General features: G+C 43.1%; 14 protein-coding genes. 11 read left to right on the top strand and 3 right to left on the bottom strand.

The genetic code is table 11. From position 1 onward, the window contains the following. Positions 1-7: 7 nt before the first annotated feature. The gene (locus tag JJN14_RS08080) at positions 8-835 is read right to left on the bottom strand and encodes a DUF4839 domain-containing protein (protein WP_201058374.1); all 828 of its coding nucleotides are present in this window, start codon (positions 833-835) and stop codon (positions 8-10) included. A gap of 244 nt (positions 836-1,079) precedes the next feature. On the opposite strand from JJN14_RS08080, the gene gmk reads away from it, so the two are divergent. From gmk to JJN14_RS08025, 11 genes are all read left to right on the top strand, one after another. Beyond that, on the top strand, positions 1,080-1,706 hold the full coding sequence (gene gmk / locus JJN14_RS08075; RefSeq protein ID WP_000775041.1) for a guanylate kinase: 627 nt from the start codon (positions 1,080-1,082) through the stop codon (positions 1,704-1,706). Between the two features lie 24 nt (positions 1,707-1,730). Further along, positions 1,731-2,045 (top strand): DNA-directed RNA polymerase subunit omega, encoded by a 315-nt coding sequence (rpoZ, locus tag JJN14_RS08070; protein WP_000979235.1) that lies wholly within the window; start codon positions 1,731-1,733, stop codon positions 2,043-2,045. A gap of 65 nt (positions 2,046-2,110) precedes the next feature. After that, positions 2,111-4,507: a primosomal protein N' gene (locus JJN14_RS08065; protein ID WP_201058373.1), complete on the top strand. Its 2,397-nt coding sequence runs from the start codon at positions 2,111-2,113 to the stop codon at positions 4,505-4,507. A 12-nt stretch (positions 4,508-4,519) separates the two neighbouring features. Then, positions 4,520-5,455, top strand: coding sequence for a methionyl-tRNA formyltransferase (gene fmt, locus JJN14_RS08060; protein ID WP_201058372.1), 936 nt, complete (start codon positions 4,520-4,522; stop codon positions 5,453-5,455). Next, on the top strand, positions 5,448-6,761 hold the full coding sequence (rsmB, locus tag JJN14_RS08055) for a 16S rRNA (cytosine(967)-C(5))-methyltransferase RsmB (RefSeq protein WP_201058371.1): 1,314 nt from the start codon (positions 5,448-5,450) through the stop codon (positions 6,759-6,761). Before fmt ends, rsmB begins: the two co-directional genes overlap by 8 nt. A 14-nt stretch (positions 6,762-6,775) precedes the next feature. Further along, positions 6,776-7,516: a Stp1/IreP family PP2C-type Ser/Thr phosphatase gene (locus tag JJN14_RS08050; RefSeq protein ID WP_070479797.1), complete on the top strand. Its 741-nt coding sequence runs from the start codon at positions 6,776-6,778 to the stop codon at positions 7,514-7,516. Beyond that, complete coding sequence (pknB, locus tag JJN14_RS08045; protein ID WP_201058370.1) at positions 7,513-9,426, top strand: Stk1 family PASTA domain-containing Ser/Thr kinase; 1,914 nt, start codon at positions 7,513-7,515, stop codon at positions 9,424-9,426. The genes JJN14_RS08050 and pknB overlap by 4 nt, the downstream gene beginning before the upstream one ends. An 88-nt stretch (positions 9,427-9,514) precedes the next feature. After that, the gene (locus JJN14_RS08040; RefSeq protein WP_201058369.1) at positions 9,515-10,273 is read left to right on the top strand and encodes a threonine/serine exporter family protein; all 759 of its coding nucleotides are present in this window, start codon (positions 9,515-9,517) and stop codon (positions 10,271-10,273) included. Position 10,274: 1 nt separating this feature from the next. Beyond that, a complete protein-coding gene (locus tag JJN14_RS08035; RefSeq protein WP_025171133.1) occupies positions 10,275-10,724 on the top strand; it encodes a threonine/serine exporter family protein in 450 nt (149 codons plus the stop codon). A gap of 112 nt (positions 10,725-10,836) precedes the next feature. Further along, on the top strand, positions 10,837-12,009 hold the full coding sequence (locus JJN14_RS08030; RefSeq protein ID WP_201058368.1) for a hydroxymethylglutaryl-CoA synthase: 1,173 nt from the start codon (positions 10,837-10,839) through the stop codon (positions 12,007-12,009). Then, positions 12,009-13,283 (top strand): hydroxymethylglutaryl-CoA reductase, degradative, encoded by a 1,275-nt coding sequence (locus JJN14_RS08025; RefSeq protein WP_201058367.1) that lies wholly within the window; start codon positions 12,009-12,011, stop codon positions 13,281-13,283. The genes JJN14_RS08030 and JJN14_RS08025 overlap by 1 nt, the downstream gene beginning before the upstream one ends. Before the next feature lie 189 nt (positions 13,284-13,472). Here JJN14_RS08025 and JJN14_RS08020 read toward each other — a convergent pair whose 3' ends face one another. Together JJN14_RS08020 and JJN14_RS08015 are read right to left on the bottom strand one after the other, a co-directional pair. After that, positions 13,473-14,438, bottom strand: coding sequence for a LacI family DNA-binding transcriptional regulator (locus tag JJN14_RS08020; RefSeq protein ID WP_070481867.1), 966 nt, complete (start codon positions 14,436-14,438; stop codon positions 13,473-13,475). Beyond that, positions 14,419-15,873 carry a sucrose-6-phosphate hydrolase gene (locus tag JJN14_RS08015; RefSeq protein WP_201058366.1) on the bottom strand — a complete coding sequence of 485 codons (1,455 nt, stop codon included), beginning with the start codon at positions 15,871-15,873 and terminating at the stop codon, positions 14,419-14,421. Before JJN14_RS08015 ends, JJN14_RS08020 begins: the two co-directional genes overlap by 20 nt. Between the last annotated feature and the right edge of the window lie 86 nt (positions 15,874-15,959).

Here is a 15,959-nt window from a genome sequence, read left to right as displayed (position 1 = left end):
AGTTATATCAGCGAGGTGAAACCTCAATTGGAGATAGATAGACTAAGTCTTGAGTGGAGTTATAGTTTCCAATTTGTGCTTTTATACGTACATTTTGTCCTTTAGAAATATTTTCGCCATTAAAAGAGTTGAAAGCTGAGTTTGAAACTGTTGTTATATTTACAAATTTAAAGTTTGGTCCCGAAGGTGCTTGTTCTTCTCCTAAGTAATTTCCACCATGAATAAGTATGTCGAATTTTGTTTTGTAATTTTTATAGTGTGCAATATCTGCTATGTGTCCATCAAATTCGATGATTTGACCTTTATATTTTTGAATAAAATTTATTACGGTACTTGAATCTTTAGACTGCAATAGTGCCTTAAAATCATCATTGTTTTCAGTCGTGATGACAGCTGATTGTGATGGGCTTGTCGATGAGGATTCGGTAGAGCTTGATGAGTTGCTAGTTGAACTAGATGAAATAGATGTAGAATTTTGTGATGTAGATGATGGCTCACTTGTTTTTTCGATGGATTTTTCAACAGTAGAGCTAGTTTGTGTAGAGGAAGGGGTAGAAACAGTAGACGACTTATCTGAGTTTACTCCAATTAGAATTAGTAGAAGAATAAAAAATATTACACCTGCACCAATTAAATATGGAATTAATTTTTTTATTTTCAGTTCCATTGGGCTTAATGGTGTGATTTCAACCTCAGCTTCTTTTTCAAAAAAACCAAATACTCCAGCACTTCCTTCTTCAATAATATTGATTTTAACCTCATTTTTTTTGAGATTGAGTTCAGATAAGCCATTTTCAATCGCTTCATCAACATTTTTTCCTTTATAATTTCCCATAAACTTCTCCTTTTTATATTAGTAGTTTTATTATCTCTTAAATAGAATAAAATTTCAAGACTTTTTAGTAGTAAAGTATTGTAAACTAACAGTTTATGCTAAATAAATAAGAAAGAGCAGTTGAAAAATTACTGCTTTTTTGTTACACTAGATAGAAAGACTGTAGAAGGATAGTTTGCGCTAATTGCTACTATCTGAAGGGAAATCTTATTTTATTTTTACAGACTGACTAAAAGGAGACACAATGGCAGACCGAGGCTTACTAATCGTTTTTTCTGGTCCTTCAGGAGTTGGGAAGGGAACGGTTAGAAGAGAGATTTTTGAGAGTTCTGAAAACCAATTTCAATACTCTGTATCGATGACGACACGTGCACAACGTCCTGGAGAAGTGGACGGTGTTGACTATTTCTTCCGTACTCGTGAAGAGTTTGAAGAGCTGATTCGCCAAGGACAGATGTTGGAATATGCAGAATATGTCGGCAACTACTATGGAACTCCTCTGACCTACGTCAATGAAACCTTAGACAAGGGAATCGATGTTTTCCTTGAAATTGAAGTTCAAGGTGCTCTTCAGGTCAAAAAAAAGGTTCCAGATGCTGTCTTTATCTTCCTGACACCACCAGATTTGGATGAATTACAAGATCGTTTGGTAGGTCGTGGAACAGACAGTGCAGAAGTGATTGCCCAACGCATCGAAAAAGCCAAGGAAGAAATTGCCCTCATGCGTGAGTATGATTATGCGATTGTTAACGATCAGGTGCCCCTAGCTGCTGAGCGTGTCAAACGTGTGATTGAAGCAGAGCACTTCCGTGTGGATCGTGTCATTGGTCACTATCAGGAGATGTTACCAAAATCTCCAACTACCCGATAAAATTTAGAAAATAGGTACAAGCAAATGATGTTAAAACCCTCTATTGATACCCTGCTTGACAAGGTTCCATCAAAATATTCACTCGTAATCTTGGAAGCAAAACGTGCCCACGAATTGGAAGCAGGTGCGCCAGCAACTCAAGGTTTCAAGTCTGAAAAATCAACTCTTCGCGCTTTAGAAGAAATCGAATCAGGAAACGTAACAATTCACCCAGATCCAGAAGGAAAACGTGAAGCAGTGCGTCGCCGTATCGAAGAAGAAAAACGTCGCAAAGAAGAAGAAGAAAAGAAAATCAAAGAGCAAATCGCTAAAGAAAAAGAAGATGGTGAAAAAATTTAAGGTTGGGGGGACTCAATCTTATTTTTTCTATTGCAAGAATGTACTGACAAGGAGGAGGTGAGAAGATGGCTATAGCCAAGATTATTGTAGATGTGCCCTTGATGCAGACGGACCAGCCCTATAGTTACAGGATTCCTGAGGAGTTTCTGGGAATGCTGGAAGTTGGGATGCGGGTTCATGTGCCTTTTGGTAAGGGCAATCGCCTGATTCAAGGGATTGTTCTTGGTTTGGAGTCTCAATCAGACGAAGGAGAGATGGAGCAGGATTTAAAAGATATTGCAGAGGTGCTGGATTTTTCTCCTGTTCTCACGCAAGAACAACTCTGGCTAGCTGAAGAGCTCCGCAAGTCCGTCTTCTCCTATAAAATCTCCATCCTCAAGGCTATGTTACCGGGATTTCTGAACTCCAGCTATGATAAGATTCTCTATCCTCTGGCAGGTCTGAGTCAGGCAGACCGAGAGCGCTTGTTTGGTTCAGAGGATTCGCTTGCCTTTTCTTCACTAGACCTTGCCAAACAAGCCGAAATGATGCGTTTGACTAGAAAAGGACTGCTTGGTCTGGAATACCAGGCAATTGATCAAAAGAAGGTTAAGACCCAGTCTTGGTATGAGGTAGACCTTGCTCAATTAGAAGGTGTAGAGATTTCTACACGCGCCAAGAAAAAGTTAGAACTGAGAGACTATCTGCTGTCTCATCCTGAGAGCGCTTCCTTGGCTAGTTTGCTAGATTTCTATTCGCGGGAGCAAGTCAACTTTTTTGTGGAACAAGGTGCTGTGACCATAGTCCAAAAGGAAGTGCAACGCTCGGCTGCTTATTTTGAAGGCATTGAAGCAAGTCAGCCTTTGGAGTTGAATCCAGAGCAAAGGCAGGCGCGTGATGCGGTTGTGAGTGCGATTGGCAGTCACCAGCCTCCCTTCCTCCTTCAAGGGATTACAGGAAGTGGGAAGACGGAGGTTTACTTGCAGATTATCCAAGGGGCCTTGGACAAGGGCAAGACAGCTATTTTGCTGGTGCCTGAGATTTCCTTGACTCCACAGATGACGGAGCGTTTTATTGCCCGTTTTGGTGAGAAAGTGGCCATCCTTCACTCAGGCCTGTCCAATGGTGAAAAGTACGACGAATGGCGCAAGGTGGAACGAGGAGATGCTCAAGTTGTTGTGGGTGCCAGATCTGCCATCTTTGCTCCGCTGAAAAATCTAGGTGTCATGATTATCGATGAAGAGCATGAAGCAACTTATAAGCAGGATAGTAATCCTCGTTACCATGCCAGAGAAGTGGCTATTTTACGGGCCCAGTATAATCAAGCGGCTCTGGTGCTTGGGTCTGCAACGCCGAGCTTAGAGAGCCGGGCGCGTGCTGGCAAAGGTGTCTATCAACACCTACGTCTGACCCAACGTGCCAATCCTTTGGCTACCATTCCTGAGGTTCAAGTGATTGATTTTCGGGACTATATCGGACAAAATGAGACGTCAAACTTTACGCCACCTTTGCTAGAAGCCATCCAAGACCGTCTGGCTAGAAAAGAGCAGGTGGTTCTCATGCTCAATCGCCGTGGTTATTCTAGCTTTGTCATGTGTCGGGAGTGTGGGACGGTAGATACTTGTCCCAACTGTGACATTTCCTTGACCTTGCACATGGATACCAAGACCATGAACTGCCATTATTGTGGTTTTTCAAAGGACATTCCTCAGGTCTGTCCTAACTGTAAGAGTCGAAGTATTCGTTACTATGGGACAGGAACCCAGAAGGCTTATGACGAGCTAGCAGAGCTTTTTCCTCAGGCACGTATTCTGCGCATGGATGTGGATACGACCCGTAAGAAAGGCAGTCATCAAGCTCTACTTGACCAGTTTGGACGAGGGGAAGTGGATATCTTACTTGGCACACAAATGATTGCCAAGGGTTTGGATTTTCCAAATGTGACCTTAGTCGGAGTTCTCAATGCGGATACGGCCTTGAATTTGCCTGATTTCCGTTCTTCTGAGAGAACCTTCCAGCTCTTGACTCAGGTGGCAGGTCGGGCAGGTCGGGCTGAAAAAGCAGGTCAGGTCTTGATCCAGTCCTACAATCCGCAACACTATGCTATTCGATTTGCCAAGGAACAGGACTACGAAGGTTTTTATGCCTATGAAATGGGAATCAGACGACAACTTGGTTATCCACCTTACTATTTCACAATTGGCATTACCCTTTCTCACAAGAAAGAAGAAGAGGTGGTCAAACGTGCCTATGAAGTCATGAACATTTTGCGGTCAGGCTTGTCTGAAACCAGTGACATCCTTGGGCCAACGCCCAAACCCATTGCTCGTACCCACAACCTCTATCATTACCAAATTTTGATTAAATACCGTTTAGAAGATGAGCTGGGGCCGACTCTAAATCAGGTTCTGGCCTTGACTCAAGAACGGGAAAATAGTGAGCTCCGTCTCAGCATTGACCATGAGCCACAGCAATTTTTATAAGAAGGAGAAGATATGACAAAACTAATCTTTATGGGAACTCCCGACTTTTCAGCAACAGTCTTAAAAGGACTTTTGACAGATGACCGTTACGAAATTCTAGCCATTGTAACCCAGCCAGACCGTGCTGTCGGCCGTAAAAAAGTAATCCAAGAGCCCCCAGTCAAGCAGGCTGCCAAGGAAGCTGGACTCCCTATCTACCAACCCGAAAAATTATCTGGAAGTCCAGAGATGGAATCTCTTATGAAACTTGGAGCGGATGGAATTGTGACTGCTGCTTTTGGGCAGTTTCTCCCAAGTAAACTCCTTGATAGCATGGATTTTGCGGTCAATGTTCACGCTTCCCTTCTTCCAAAACACCGTGGTGGTGCGCCTATCCATTATGCCTTGATTCAAGGGGATGAGGAAGCTGGTGTGACCATTATGGAAATGGTCAAGGAAATGGATGCAGGAGATATGATTTCTCGTCGTAGCATTCCTATCACAGATGAGGATAATGTCGGTACCTTATTTGAGAAATTAGCTGTCGTTGGTCGTGATTTGCTTTTGGACACTTTGCCTGCCTATATTGCTGGTGACATCAAACCTGAACCGCAGGATCCAAGTCAGGTTACTTTCTCGCCAAATATCAAGCCAGAGGAAGAAAAACTGGACTGGAATAAAAGCAATCGTCAACTCTTTAACCAAATCCGTGGCATGAACCCGTGGCCTGTTGCCCATACATTCCATAAGGGCGACCGCTTTAAGATTTATGAAGCCCTACCAGTAGAAGGTCAGGGAAATCCAGGTGAGATCCTCTCAATTGGTAAGAAAGAATTGATTGTCGCAACAGCAGAAGGAGCTCTGTCCCTCAAACAAGTGCAGCCAGCTGGTAAACCTAAGATGGACATTGCATCCTTCCTCAATGGAGTTGGACGTACATTGACTGTAGGAGAACGATTTGGTGACTAAAGTAGAAACGGCTAGAAGTTTAGCCCTAGCAGTATTAGAGGATGTCTTTATCAATCAAGCATACTCAAACATCGCTTTAAATAAGCATCTTAAGGGAAGTCAGCTCTCTGTAGCAGACAAGGGATTGGTGACCGAGCTAGTCTATGGAACGGTAGCCCGTAAACTGACTCTGGAATGGTACCTATCCCACTTTATCGAAGACAGAGACCAGTTAGACAGTTGGCTTTATGTCCTTCTTCTTGTTAGTGTCTACCAGCTCCGTTATTTGGACAAGATTCCAGATCATGCTGTGGTCAATGAAGCAGTGGAATTGGCCAAAGTTCGTAAAAAAGGCAGTGAAAAATTGGTCAACGCCGTCCTTCGTCGTATCTTGCGTGAAGGATGGCCAGATATCACCAGCATCAAACGAAAAAACAAGCGTGACTCCATTGCATATTCCCTTCCGGTTTGGCTCGTTGCTAAGCTCAAGGAAGAATATGGAGAAGAGAGAGCACAAACCATTTTTGAAAGTCTTTTGGTGCGCAACAAGGCCAGTATTCGTGTGACAGACCTAGGACGAAAAGAGGAAATCCAAGCCTTGTTGGAGGCCAGTGATTCATCCTTGTCTCCTTCTGGTTTGGTTAAGGAGCAGGGGCACTTTGCAGGCCATGATTTGTTTGCGGAGGGAGCTATTACCATTCAAGACGAGTCCAGTCAGCTTGTTGCTCCGACGCTTGATTTACAAGGTGATGAGCAGGTTCTAGATGCCTGTGCGGCTCCGGGTGGAAAAACAGCCCATATAGCTTCTTATCTCACAACAGGTCAGGTTACTGCTCTGGACTTGTACGACCATAAGTTGGACTTAATTCAAGAAAATGCCCAACGTTTGGGGGTCGCAGAACGGGTTCAAACGCAAAAATTGGATGCCAGAAAGGTGCATGAGTTTTTTGGTCAGAATTCCTTTGACAAGATTTTAGTGGATGCTCCCTGTTCAGGAATCGGTCTTCTACGCCGGAAACCTGATATCAAATACAATAAAGAAACGGCAGATTTCGCATCCTTACAGGAAATTCAGCTAGAAATATTAGGTAGTGTTTGTCAAACACTAGGCAAAGGTGGTATAATAACTTATAGTACCTGTACTATTGTCTCAGAAGAGAACTTTCAAGTCGTACAGGCATTTTTAGAAAGTCATCCTGAATTTGAGCAGGTGAAACTAGAACATGAATGTAAGGATATCATGAAAGATGGCTGTATCCTCATCACCCCTGAATTGTATGGAAGTGATGGATTCTTCATCAGTCAATTTCGCAAGATATCAGATTAGGAAGGAACTAACACATGGAAATTTCATTATTAACAGATGTTGGTCAGAAACGAACAAATAACCAAGACTATGTCAACCACTATGTCAATAGAGCTGGGCGTACCATGATTATCCTAGCTGATGGTATGGGAGGTCATCGCGCAGGGAATATCGCTAGTGAGATGGCGGTAACAGACCTGGGTGTAGCTTGGGTTGATACACAAATCGATACGGTTAATGAAGTGCGTGAATGGTTTGCTAACAACCTTGAGATTGAAAATCAAAGGATTAACCAATTGGGACAAAATGAAGCCTATAAAGGAATGGGAACAACCCTTGAGGCTGTAGCCATTATTGATAATCAGGCTATCTATGCCCACATCGGGGATTCTCGTATCGGTTTGATTCGTGGAGAAGAATACCACCAGTTAACGAGCGATCATTCTTTGGTCAATGAATTGCTTAAGGCAGGTCAATTGACACCTGAAGAAGCTGCTAGCCATCCACAGAAAAATATTATTACTCAATCTATTGGTCAAAAAGATGAAATTCAGCCTGATTTTGGAATAATCACCCTTGAGCCTGGGGACTATCTCTTACTCAATAGCGATGGTTTGACAAATATGATTTCAGGAAGTGAGATTTCTGATATTGTAACCAGCGATATTTCTTTGGAAGATAAGGCAGCAACCTTGATCCGTTTTGCCAACAATGCAGGTGGTTTAGATAACATCACAGTTGCCCTTATTGCTGTTAATGAGGAGGAAACAGAATGATCCAAATCGGCAAGATTTTTGCCGGGCGGTATCGAATTATCAAACAAATTGGTCGAGGAGGCATGGCAGATGTCTATTTGGCCAAGGATTTGATTTTGGACGGTGAAGAAGTGGCAGTAAAGGTTCTGAGGACCAACTACCAGACAGACCCGATTGCTGTGGCTCGTTTTCAGCGGGAAGCGAGAGCCATGGCAGATTTGGACCATCCTCATATCGTTCGGATTACAGATATCGGTGAAGAAGAGGGACAACAGTATCTCGCAATGGAATATGTTGCTGGGTTAGATCTCAAACGCTATATCAAGGAACATCACCCTCTTTCAAATGAAGAAGCGATTCGAATCATGGGACAAATCCTTCTGGCTATGCGCTTAGCCCATACTCGAGGGATTGTTCACAGGGATTTGAAACCGCAAAATATCCTTTTGACCCCAGATGGGACTGCCAAAGTTACAGACTTTGGAATCGCAGTAGCCTTTGCAGAGACAAGTCTGACTCAGACCAACTCAATGCTAGGTTCCGTTCATTATTTGTCTCCAGAGCAGGCGCGTGGTTCTAAAGCAACTGTGCAGAGTGATATCTATGCCATGGGGATTATTTTCTATGAGATGCTGACAGGTCATATTCCTTACGATGGGGATAGTGCGGTGACCATCGCCCTCCAGCATTTCCAGAAACCACTGCCATCGGTTATAGCTGAAAATCCATCTGTGCCTCAGGCTTTAGAAAATGTTGTTATCAAGGCAACTGCCAAGAAATTGACCGATCGCTACAAATCAGTCGCTGAGATGTATGTGGACTTGTCGAGTAGTTTATCTAATAATCGTCGTAATGAACCAAAGCTGGTCTTTGACGATGCAACTAAGGCAGATACTAAAACTCTTCCTAAAGTTCCACAAAGTACGCTGACTTCTATTCCTAAAGCTCCGGTACAAGAGGGAAGACCTCAATCTAAGCCCCAGCCTCATCAGACAGAAAAACCAGTACCTAGTCCAAAGCCAACCAAACGGCGTCGCCTGAAAGCACGTTATCCAATTTTATTTGCGACCTTCTTGTTAGTTGTGGCATCCTTGGTATGGATTTTATATAGAACGCCCGCTACCATTGCCGTTCCAAAGGTGGCAGGTCAGACGGTTGCTGAGGCTAAAGAAGCGCTTAAGAAAGCCAATTTTGAGGTTGGTGAAGAAAAAACAGAGGCTAGTGATAAGGTTGAAGAAGGTCGTGTTATTCGTACCGATCCTGACGCCGGTACGACACGCAAAGAAGGAACAAAAATTAATTTGATTGTGTCTTCTGGTCAGCAATCCTTCCAACTTGGAAATTATCTTGGACGAAAATCTAGTGATGTAGTGGCAGAATTGAAAGGCAAGAAGGTTCCAGAAAATCTAATTATGATTGAGGAAGAAGAATCCAACGAAATCGAAGCTGGTACAATCATGAAACAAAGTTTACCGGAGGGAACAACCTATGATCTTAGCAAGGCAACTCAAATAGTTCTGACTGTTGCTAAAAAAGTAAATTCTATTTCAATGCCAAGTTATATTGGTTCAACTCGAGAATTTGCAGTTAATAATCTTACAGAGATATATGGAATTAAAAAAGCTAATATCGAAGTTGTAGAAGTGTCTACTGCTCCTGAAGGAACAGCTGAGGAGACTGTTGTAGAGCAAAGTCCAAAACCGGGTGGAAAAATTGATTTAGCCAGCACACGTATTAAAATTTCGATTTATAAACCCAAAACACCACCATCAAGTTCCTCTTCAACGTCAGTTCCACGTGGTAACCAAGGTTCACCTACTACTCCAAATCAAGGGAATCAACAAGGTGGCCATCAAGGAAATCAACAAGGAACGGTTCCTACTCCGACTCAACCAAATAGTGAAGGAAACCACGAAAATTCTCGTGATTAAACGAATCTTTGTCATGATTTCATGGCAAAGATTTTTTTTGACTCCGGATTTGTGATAGAATAGAGGGAGTTGATAAAAGGAGGCAAGCATGGAAGAATCAAAAGAATTAAATGCCGTCATCGATGTCATTATGTTAGCAGGAACCATTCTCCTTAAAAGTGGCTCAGAGATTCATCGTGTAGAAGATACCATGATCCGCATTGCGCATTCGCAGGGGATTGTGGATTGCAATGTTCTTGCCATGCCTGCCGCTATCTTTTTCTCCATTGAAAATACCAATATTTCGCGAATGAAACGCGTGACCTCCTCTTCTTATAACATTGAAAAAGTCTGCGATGTGAACCAGATTTCTCGTCAACTGGTTGGGGGGGAGATTGATTTAGAGACAGCCTTCAAGCAATTGAAGGCCTTGCAAGCCCAGCCCCTTCCTTATACTAAGTTGCAGGTAACTTTGGCTGCGACCTTTAGTGCCCCATTCTTCTCAATTATGTTTAGTGGAAATATCTACGACGCACTTGGGGCAGGAGTGGCTACCTTATTTGGTTTTGCCTTTTCCCTCTATGTGGAGAAGTTTATCCGAATTCCCTTTGTGACGGCCTTTGCTGGAGCCTTTGTCTTTGGGATGATTGCCCAGTTTTGGGCTCGCCACACAGGCTTTCCTTCAACAGCAGATTTGATTATAGCTGGTGCAGTCATGCCGTTTGTACCAGGGATTGCCTTGACCAATGCGGTTCGTGATATTATGACCAACCACATAAACTCTGGTATGAGTAAGATGTTTGAATCCCTGCTCATTACCCTTGCTTTAGGGGCGGGAACTTCTGTCGCCTTGGTATTGATGAATTAATATGACACTAACAACCTTTTTATTACAAGCAGTAGCAAGTCTTCTTGCTATCATCACTTTTTTAATCGTACTCAATGTTCAGCGGTCTATGCTCTTACCAGGAGGGATTTTGGGCATGGCTGTCTGGCTAATCTATCTTTTGCTCAAGGAACCGACCAATGTTATTGTGGCTACCTTTATTGCGGCCATTATCGGTTCTTGTGTCAGCCAGATTTTAAGTATTCTTTATAAGACACCTGCTGTGGTTTTTATCTTGGCCATCTTGGCCCCTCTGGTTCCGGGATATCTGTCTTATCGGACAACGGCCTTTTTTGTGACAGGAGACTATAGTCACGCGATTGCTAGTGCAACTTTAGTTGTCATGTTGGCTCTGGTAATCTCTATTGGCATGGCTAGCGGAACAGTGATTCTCAGACTGTATTCCTACTTACGAAAACAGCAAAATCGTTAGACGAACAAGAGACTTGATTTGGTGAATCAAGTCTTTTTTCTCTCTTTTACTGTCATTTGTGATAAAATAGTATAGAACGATTTTTTACATGAATGATAAAACAGAGGTAAATATGACAATCGGTATTGATAAGATTGGTTTTGCGACCAGTCAATATGTCTTGAAATTACAAGACTTAGCAGAAGCAAGGGGCATTGACCCTGAAAAATTAAGCAAAGGACTCTTACTCAAGGAATTGAGTATTGCGCCCCTAACTGAGGATATAGTGACCTTGGCGGCCAGTGCTAGTGACTCTATTTTAACTGAGCAAGAGAGACAAGAAATTGACATGGTCATTGTGGCTACCGAGTCAGGAATTGACCAGAGTAAGGCTGCAGCCGTCTTTGTGCATGGTTTGCTGGGCATCCAGCCCTTTGCTCGTAGTTTCGAGATTAAAGAAGCCTGCTATGGAGCGACAGCTGCCCTCCATTATGCCAAATTGCATGTGGAAAATTCTCCAGAGTCCAAGGTCTTGGTCATTGCCAGTGATATTGCCAAATACGGTATTGAAACTCCAGGAGAACCAACTCAGGGCGCTGGCAGTGTGGCTATGTTGATTACACAAAATCCACGCATTATGGCCTTTAATAATGACAATGTGGCTCAAACCCGTGACATCATGGACTTTTGGCGTCCAAATTACTCGACAACCCCTTATGTAAATGGTGTCTATTCTACTCAACAATATTTGGATAGTTTGAAAACGACTTGGCTTGAATACCAAAAACGCTACCAGCTTACTTTGGATGATTTCGCGGCTGTTTGCTTCCACTTGCCTTATCCTAAATTAGCACTAAAAGGCTTGAAAAAAATCATGGATAAGAGTCTGCCTCAAGAGAAAAAAGACCTCTTGCAAAAGCATTTTGACCAGTCTATTCTCTACAGTCAAAAGGTGGGGAATATCTATACAGGTTCCCTCTTTCTTGGACTTTTATCTCTCTTGGAAAATACAGATAGCTTGAAGGCTGGGGATAAAATTGCACTTTATAGTTACGGAAGTGGGGCTGTGGCTGAGTTCTTCAGTGGTGAATTGGTTGAAGGATATGAAGCTTATTTGGATAAAGACCGCTTGAACAAGCTCAACCAAAGAACTGCCCTGTCTGTTGCAGACTATGAAAAAGTCTTCTTTGAGGAAGTGGTATTGGATGAAACAAACTCTGCCCAGTTTGCTGGCTATGAAAATCAAGACTATACCTTGGTTGAAATTGTCGACCACCAACGCCGTTATAGCAAGGTTGAAAAATAATGAAGATAAGTTGGAATGGATTTTATAAAAAATCATACCATGAGCGCCTTGAGCTGTTAAAAGCTCAGGCGCTCCTTAGTCCTGAAAAACAAACCAGTCTGGAGCAGGATGAACAGATTAGTGTGACTGTCGCAGACCAGTTGAGTGAGAATGTGGTGGGAACTTTTTCTCTGCCTTATTCGCTGGTTCCAGAGGTTCTTGTCAATGGTCAGGAAAACACCGTACCCTATGTGACAGAGGAGCCCTCTGTGGTTGCTGCGGCCAGCTATGCTAGTAAAATCATCAAGCGTGCAGGCGGTTTTACTGCACAAGTCCATGAGCGCCAGATGATTGGACAGGTAGCCCTTTATCAAGTTGCTAATCCTGAACAAGCGCAAGAGAAGATTGTCAGCAAGAAAGCGGAGCTCTTGGAACTTGCCAATCAAGCCTATCCTTCTATCGTTAAACGCGGGGGTGGGGCGAGTGATTTGCATGTAGAACAGATCAAAGGCGAAACAGACTTTCTAGTCGTCTATCTTCATGTTGATACCCAGGAAGCCATGGGTGCCAATATGCTCAACACCATGCTGGAAGCCTTGAAGCCAGTCTTAGAAGAACTCAGTCAGGGGCAGAGTCTTATGGGAATCCTGTCCAACTACGCGACCGATTCTCTAGTTACTGCAAGCTGTCGCATCGCTTTTCGATACTTGAGTCGCCAAAAGGATCAAGGACGAGAAATTGCGGAGAAAATGGCTTTAGCTAGCCAATTTGCGCAGGCTGATCCTTATCGAGCAGCTACTCACAATAAAGGGATTTTTAATGGTATTGATGCCATTTTAATTGCCACTGGTAATGACTGGCGTGCCATTGAGGCGGGGGCCCATGCCTTTGCCAGTCGAGACGGACGCTATCAAGGTCTTAGCCGATGGACGCTGGATCTTGAAAGAGAAGAATTGGTCGGTGAGATGACCCTGCCTATGCCTGTAGCGACCAAGGGTGGCTCTATCGGACTCAATCCTCGTGTAGCCCTCAGTCATGAATTACTGGGAAATCCTTCTGCCAAAGAATTAGCCCAGATTATCGTTTCGATGGGGCTTTCCCAAAACTTTGCTGCCCTCAAAGCCTTGGTGAGTACGGGAATCCAGCAGGGCCACATGAAATTGCAGGCCAAATCCTTAGCACTCCTCGCAGGTGCTAGTGAATCTGAAGTTGCTCCCCTAGTCGAGCAACTTATCGCAGATAAAACCTTTAACCTAGAGACAGCCCAGCGCTATCTTGAAAACTTAAGATCATAAAAAAACTCAGACGAATTAGTCTGAGTTTTCTTGTGCTTATACTCAATGAAAATCAAAGAGCAAACTAGGAAGCTAGCCGCAGGTTGCTCAAAACACTGCTTTGAGGTTGTAGATAAGACTGACGAAGTCAGTTACATATATCTACGGTAAGGCGACGCTGACGTGGTTTGAAGAGATTTTCGAAGAGTATTAAATACTTTTTCCTGGTAATAGGGTAACTGGTAAAAAGTAACCAGTTGTCGCAACTTCCTTACCTTCAATCTTTTGCAAGAGAAGGTCAACAGTAAGGCAGGCAATCTCTTCCAAAGGTTGCTTCACAGTTGTCAAATGAGGATAGTAATTCTCGATAAAGTAAGTCCCATCATAACCGATGACCTTGAGTTCTTCTGGGACAGAAATGCCAAGTTCCTGAGCAATTTTAATGACTAGAATAGCAGTCAAATCATCCGAAGCAAAAATGGCATCTGGTTTTTGTCGGGTCAAGATATTCTTGATTTCCATTTCTTTTCTGACAGGAGAAAAGTCACTGGAAACATTGATAATAGGAGCTTTGGGGAGTACGGATGCAAAACCAGCGTGGCGTAGTCCGGTTGGCGAGTTAGAATTATCATTCCCTGTAATCATGATGATAGACTGGGCGCCTGTCTTGACCAAGGTCTGGGCAGCAAGAACCCCACCAGCATAGTTGTCAGAGGAGACGACTGGAATGTCAGGTGATAGGTTTCGGTCAAAGGAAATAATCGGCGCTGTCACACGATTGTAGTCTTCAATTCCTAGGTTGTGACTACCAGAAATGATACCGTCCACCTGATTGGCTTCCAACATTTCGATGTACTCGCGTTCCTTTTCAGAATCGTGCTCACTGTTGCAGATGATGGTCTTGTAACCATTTTTGAAGAGTTGGTGTTCTAATTTATCAATCAATTCTGCGTAGAAAACATTGGAAATATTTGGGAAAATCAAGCCGATTAACTTAGCAGATTTTCCTTGTAGACTGCGAGCCAGGTTGTTGGGTTTATAGCCCAATTCTCGCATGGCTTCATTGACCTTTTGAATGGTTTTTTCAGATAGATATCCTTTTTTATTGATAACCCGTGAGACGGTAGTAGGGCTGACGCCTGCAAGTTTGGCGACATCAGTTAGCTTTGCGACCATAATCTAATTCATAGTAAGTTCCAGTTGGGTTTCCAGACTTGATCAGGATACCATTTTGGTCCGCATGTGGGAAGACACGACCAGAAAATACTTTTTCTCCTTTATTGATGAAAATTTCAAAGACAGAGTTATCGATGAAAATTGTAGCAGTAGTAGCTTGATGATTGATAGGGCAAGAACGAGTCGTCCCAAATTCTTGAGCGTACTGTTCACCAGCCTGGCTACGATCTACTGTCACTTGACCATTTACAAGGTCAAAGTTGATGGAAAGTCCCTTGCCTTCTTTATCAGCAAGTAAGATAATCTCGCTCTGGCTATTGGCTTCCAAGTTGAGTTCGAGTTCGTAGGTGTTATTGGTTTGGGCACGGTTTGAGAAGGCTTCTTCAGAAGCACGAAGGTCCTTGATAGCTGCGACTGGGTATTGGTAGAGTTTGCCATCTTTGATAGTCAGTTCTTTGACCAAAGAGAAGGTTCCTTGGTGGTCAAAGCGGTCAGATGGGTAAGAAACATCTGGCAAACCAAGCCAGCTAACTGCTAGAGCACGTCCGTCAGGAGCGTTGAAGGCTTGGGTTGCATAGGCTTCGAAACCGTAATCCATGTTTTGAAGTTGAGACACATCTACCATTTTGGCATTTTCAGGGTCAAAGGAAGCCCCGATTTTATACATATTTGGATAGATATTGTCGTAGTCTAGAACTTTCTTATCCAATCCTTGAGGGCAGTAGAGAAGGACAGGCTGCTCTCCTACAAAGACAAGATTTGGACATTCCATCATGTAGGCAGTGCGATCGTTAGCAAAGTCAAGGTCACCAATAGCTTGCCAGTTTGTGTAGTCATTGTCAACAGCCTTGTAGAGACGGACGAAGCTTTTTTTCTCCAAATCTTGTCCACCGACGATGGCATAGTATTGACCTTTAAAATTAAAAATTTGCGGATCGCGGAAGTGGTCAGTAGAGTCTGCTGGCTGGTCAATCAAGATCTTGTCAATCTTCGTAATCTTGCCATCCTTATCCATCAAAGCCCCAATCTGGTAAGGGTGACGGATCCAGTTTTCATCACGGACATTTCCTGTATAGAATAGGAATAAGTTATCGCCAAACTGCATGGCAGAACCAGAGTAGGCGCCGTGGCTATCTAATGGAGTATCAGGCAAAACTTTGACTCCAGTTTCTGTGAAATGAACCAAGTCCTCGCTTTCCAATTGCACCCAAGATTTTAAACCGTGGGCTGCACCAAAAGGAAAGTTCTGATAAAAAACAATCCACTTTCCATCAAAGTAAGAAAAGCCATTTGGATCGTTTAGGAGTCCTGTTTTTGGCTCAACATGGTAATGAGTATGCCATGGAGATTGTGCCATATTTTCCTTAATATTCTTAATTTCTTCTTGCGTCCAGTCTTGATAAAGTCTGTAACGACGCTCAGTAGTCCATTCCATTCTTTCATTCCTCCAAAAATCTTATCACTTTTAATAGTAACCGTTTTCGGAAAAAAAAGCAAGCCTTTTATGTTAAAAAAGAGAAA

It is taken from the genome of Streptococcus mitis (genome assembly GCF_016658865.1).
GTDB classification, from domain to species: Bacteria; Bacillota; Bacilli; order Lactobacillales; family Streptococcaceae; genus Streptococcus; species Streptococcus mitis_BT.
This window is presented reverse-complemented; position numbering and strand designations above follow the sequence as displayed.

Bases quoted from the DNA above. Each gene is read 5' to 3' on its own strand.
- rpoZ (WP_000979235.1), top strand. From the start codon at position 1,731: ATGATGTTAAAACCCTCTATTGATACCCTGCTTGACAAGGTTCCATCA.
- JJN14_RS08030 (WP_201058368.1), top strand. From the start codon at position 10,837: ATGACAATCGGTATTGATAAGATTGGTTTTGCGACCAGTCAATATGTC.
- fmt (WP_201058372.1), top strand. From the start codon at position 4,520: ATGACAAAACTAATCTTTATGGGAACTCCCGACTTTTCAGCAACAGTC.
- JJN14_RS08080 (WP_201058374.1), bottom strand. From the start codon at position 835: ATGGGAAATTATAAAGGAAAAAATGTTGATGAAGCGATTGAAAATGGC.
- JJN14_RS08015 (WP_201058366.1), bottom strand. From the start codon at position 15,873: ATGGAATGGACTACTGAGCGTCGTTACAGACTTTATCAAGACTGGACG.
- JJN14_RS08065 (WP_201058373.1), top strand. From the start codon at position 2,111: ATGGCTATAGCCAAGATTATTGTAGATGTGCCCTTGATGCAGACGGAC.
- JJN14_RS08025 (WP_201058367.1), top strand. From the start codon at position 12,009: ATGAAGATAAGTTGGAATGGATTTTATAAAAAATCATACCATGAGCGC.
- JJN14_RS08040 (WP_201058369.1), top strand. From the start codon at position 9,515: ATGGAAGAATCAAAAGAATTAAATGCCGTCATCGATGTCATTATGTTA.
- JJN14_RS08035 (WP_025171133.1), top strand. From the start codon at position 10,275: ATGACACTAACAACCTTTTTATTACAAGCAGTAGCAAGTCTTCTTGCT.
- pknB (WP_201058370.1), top strand. From the start codon at position 7,513: ATGATCCAAATCGGCAAGATTTTTGCCGGGCGGTATCGAATTATCAAA.
- gmk (WP_000775041.1), top strand. From the start codon at position 1,080: ATGGCAGACCGAGGCTTACTAATCGTTTTTTCTGGTCCTTCAGGAGTT.
- JJN14_RS08020 (WP_070481867.1), bottom strand. From the start codon at position 14,438: ATGGTCGCAAAGCTAACTGATGTCGCCAAACTTGCAGGCGTCAGCCCT.
- JJN14_RS08050 (WP_070479797.1), top strand. From the start codon at position 6,776: ATGGAAATTTCATTATTAACAGATGTTGGTCAGAAACGAACAAATAAC.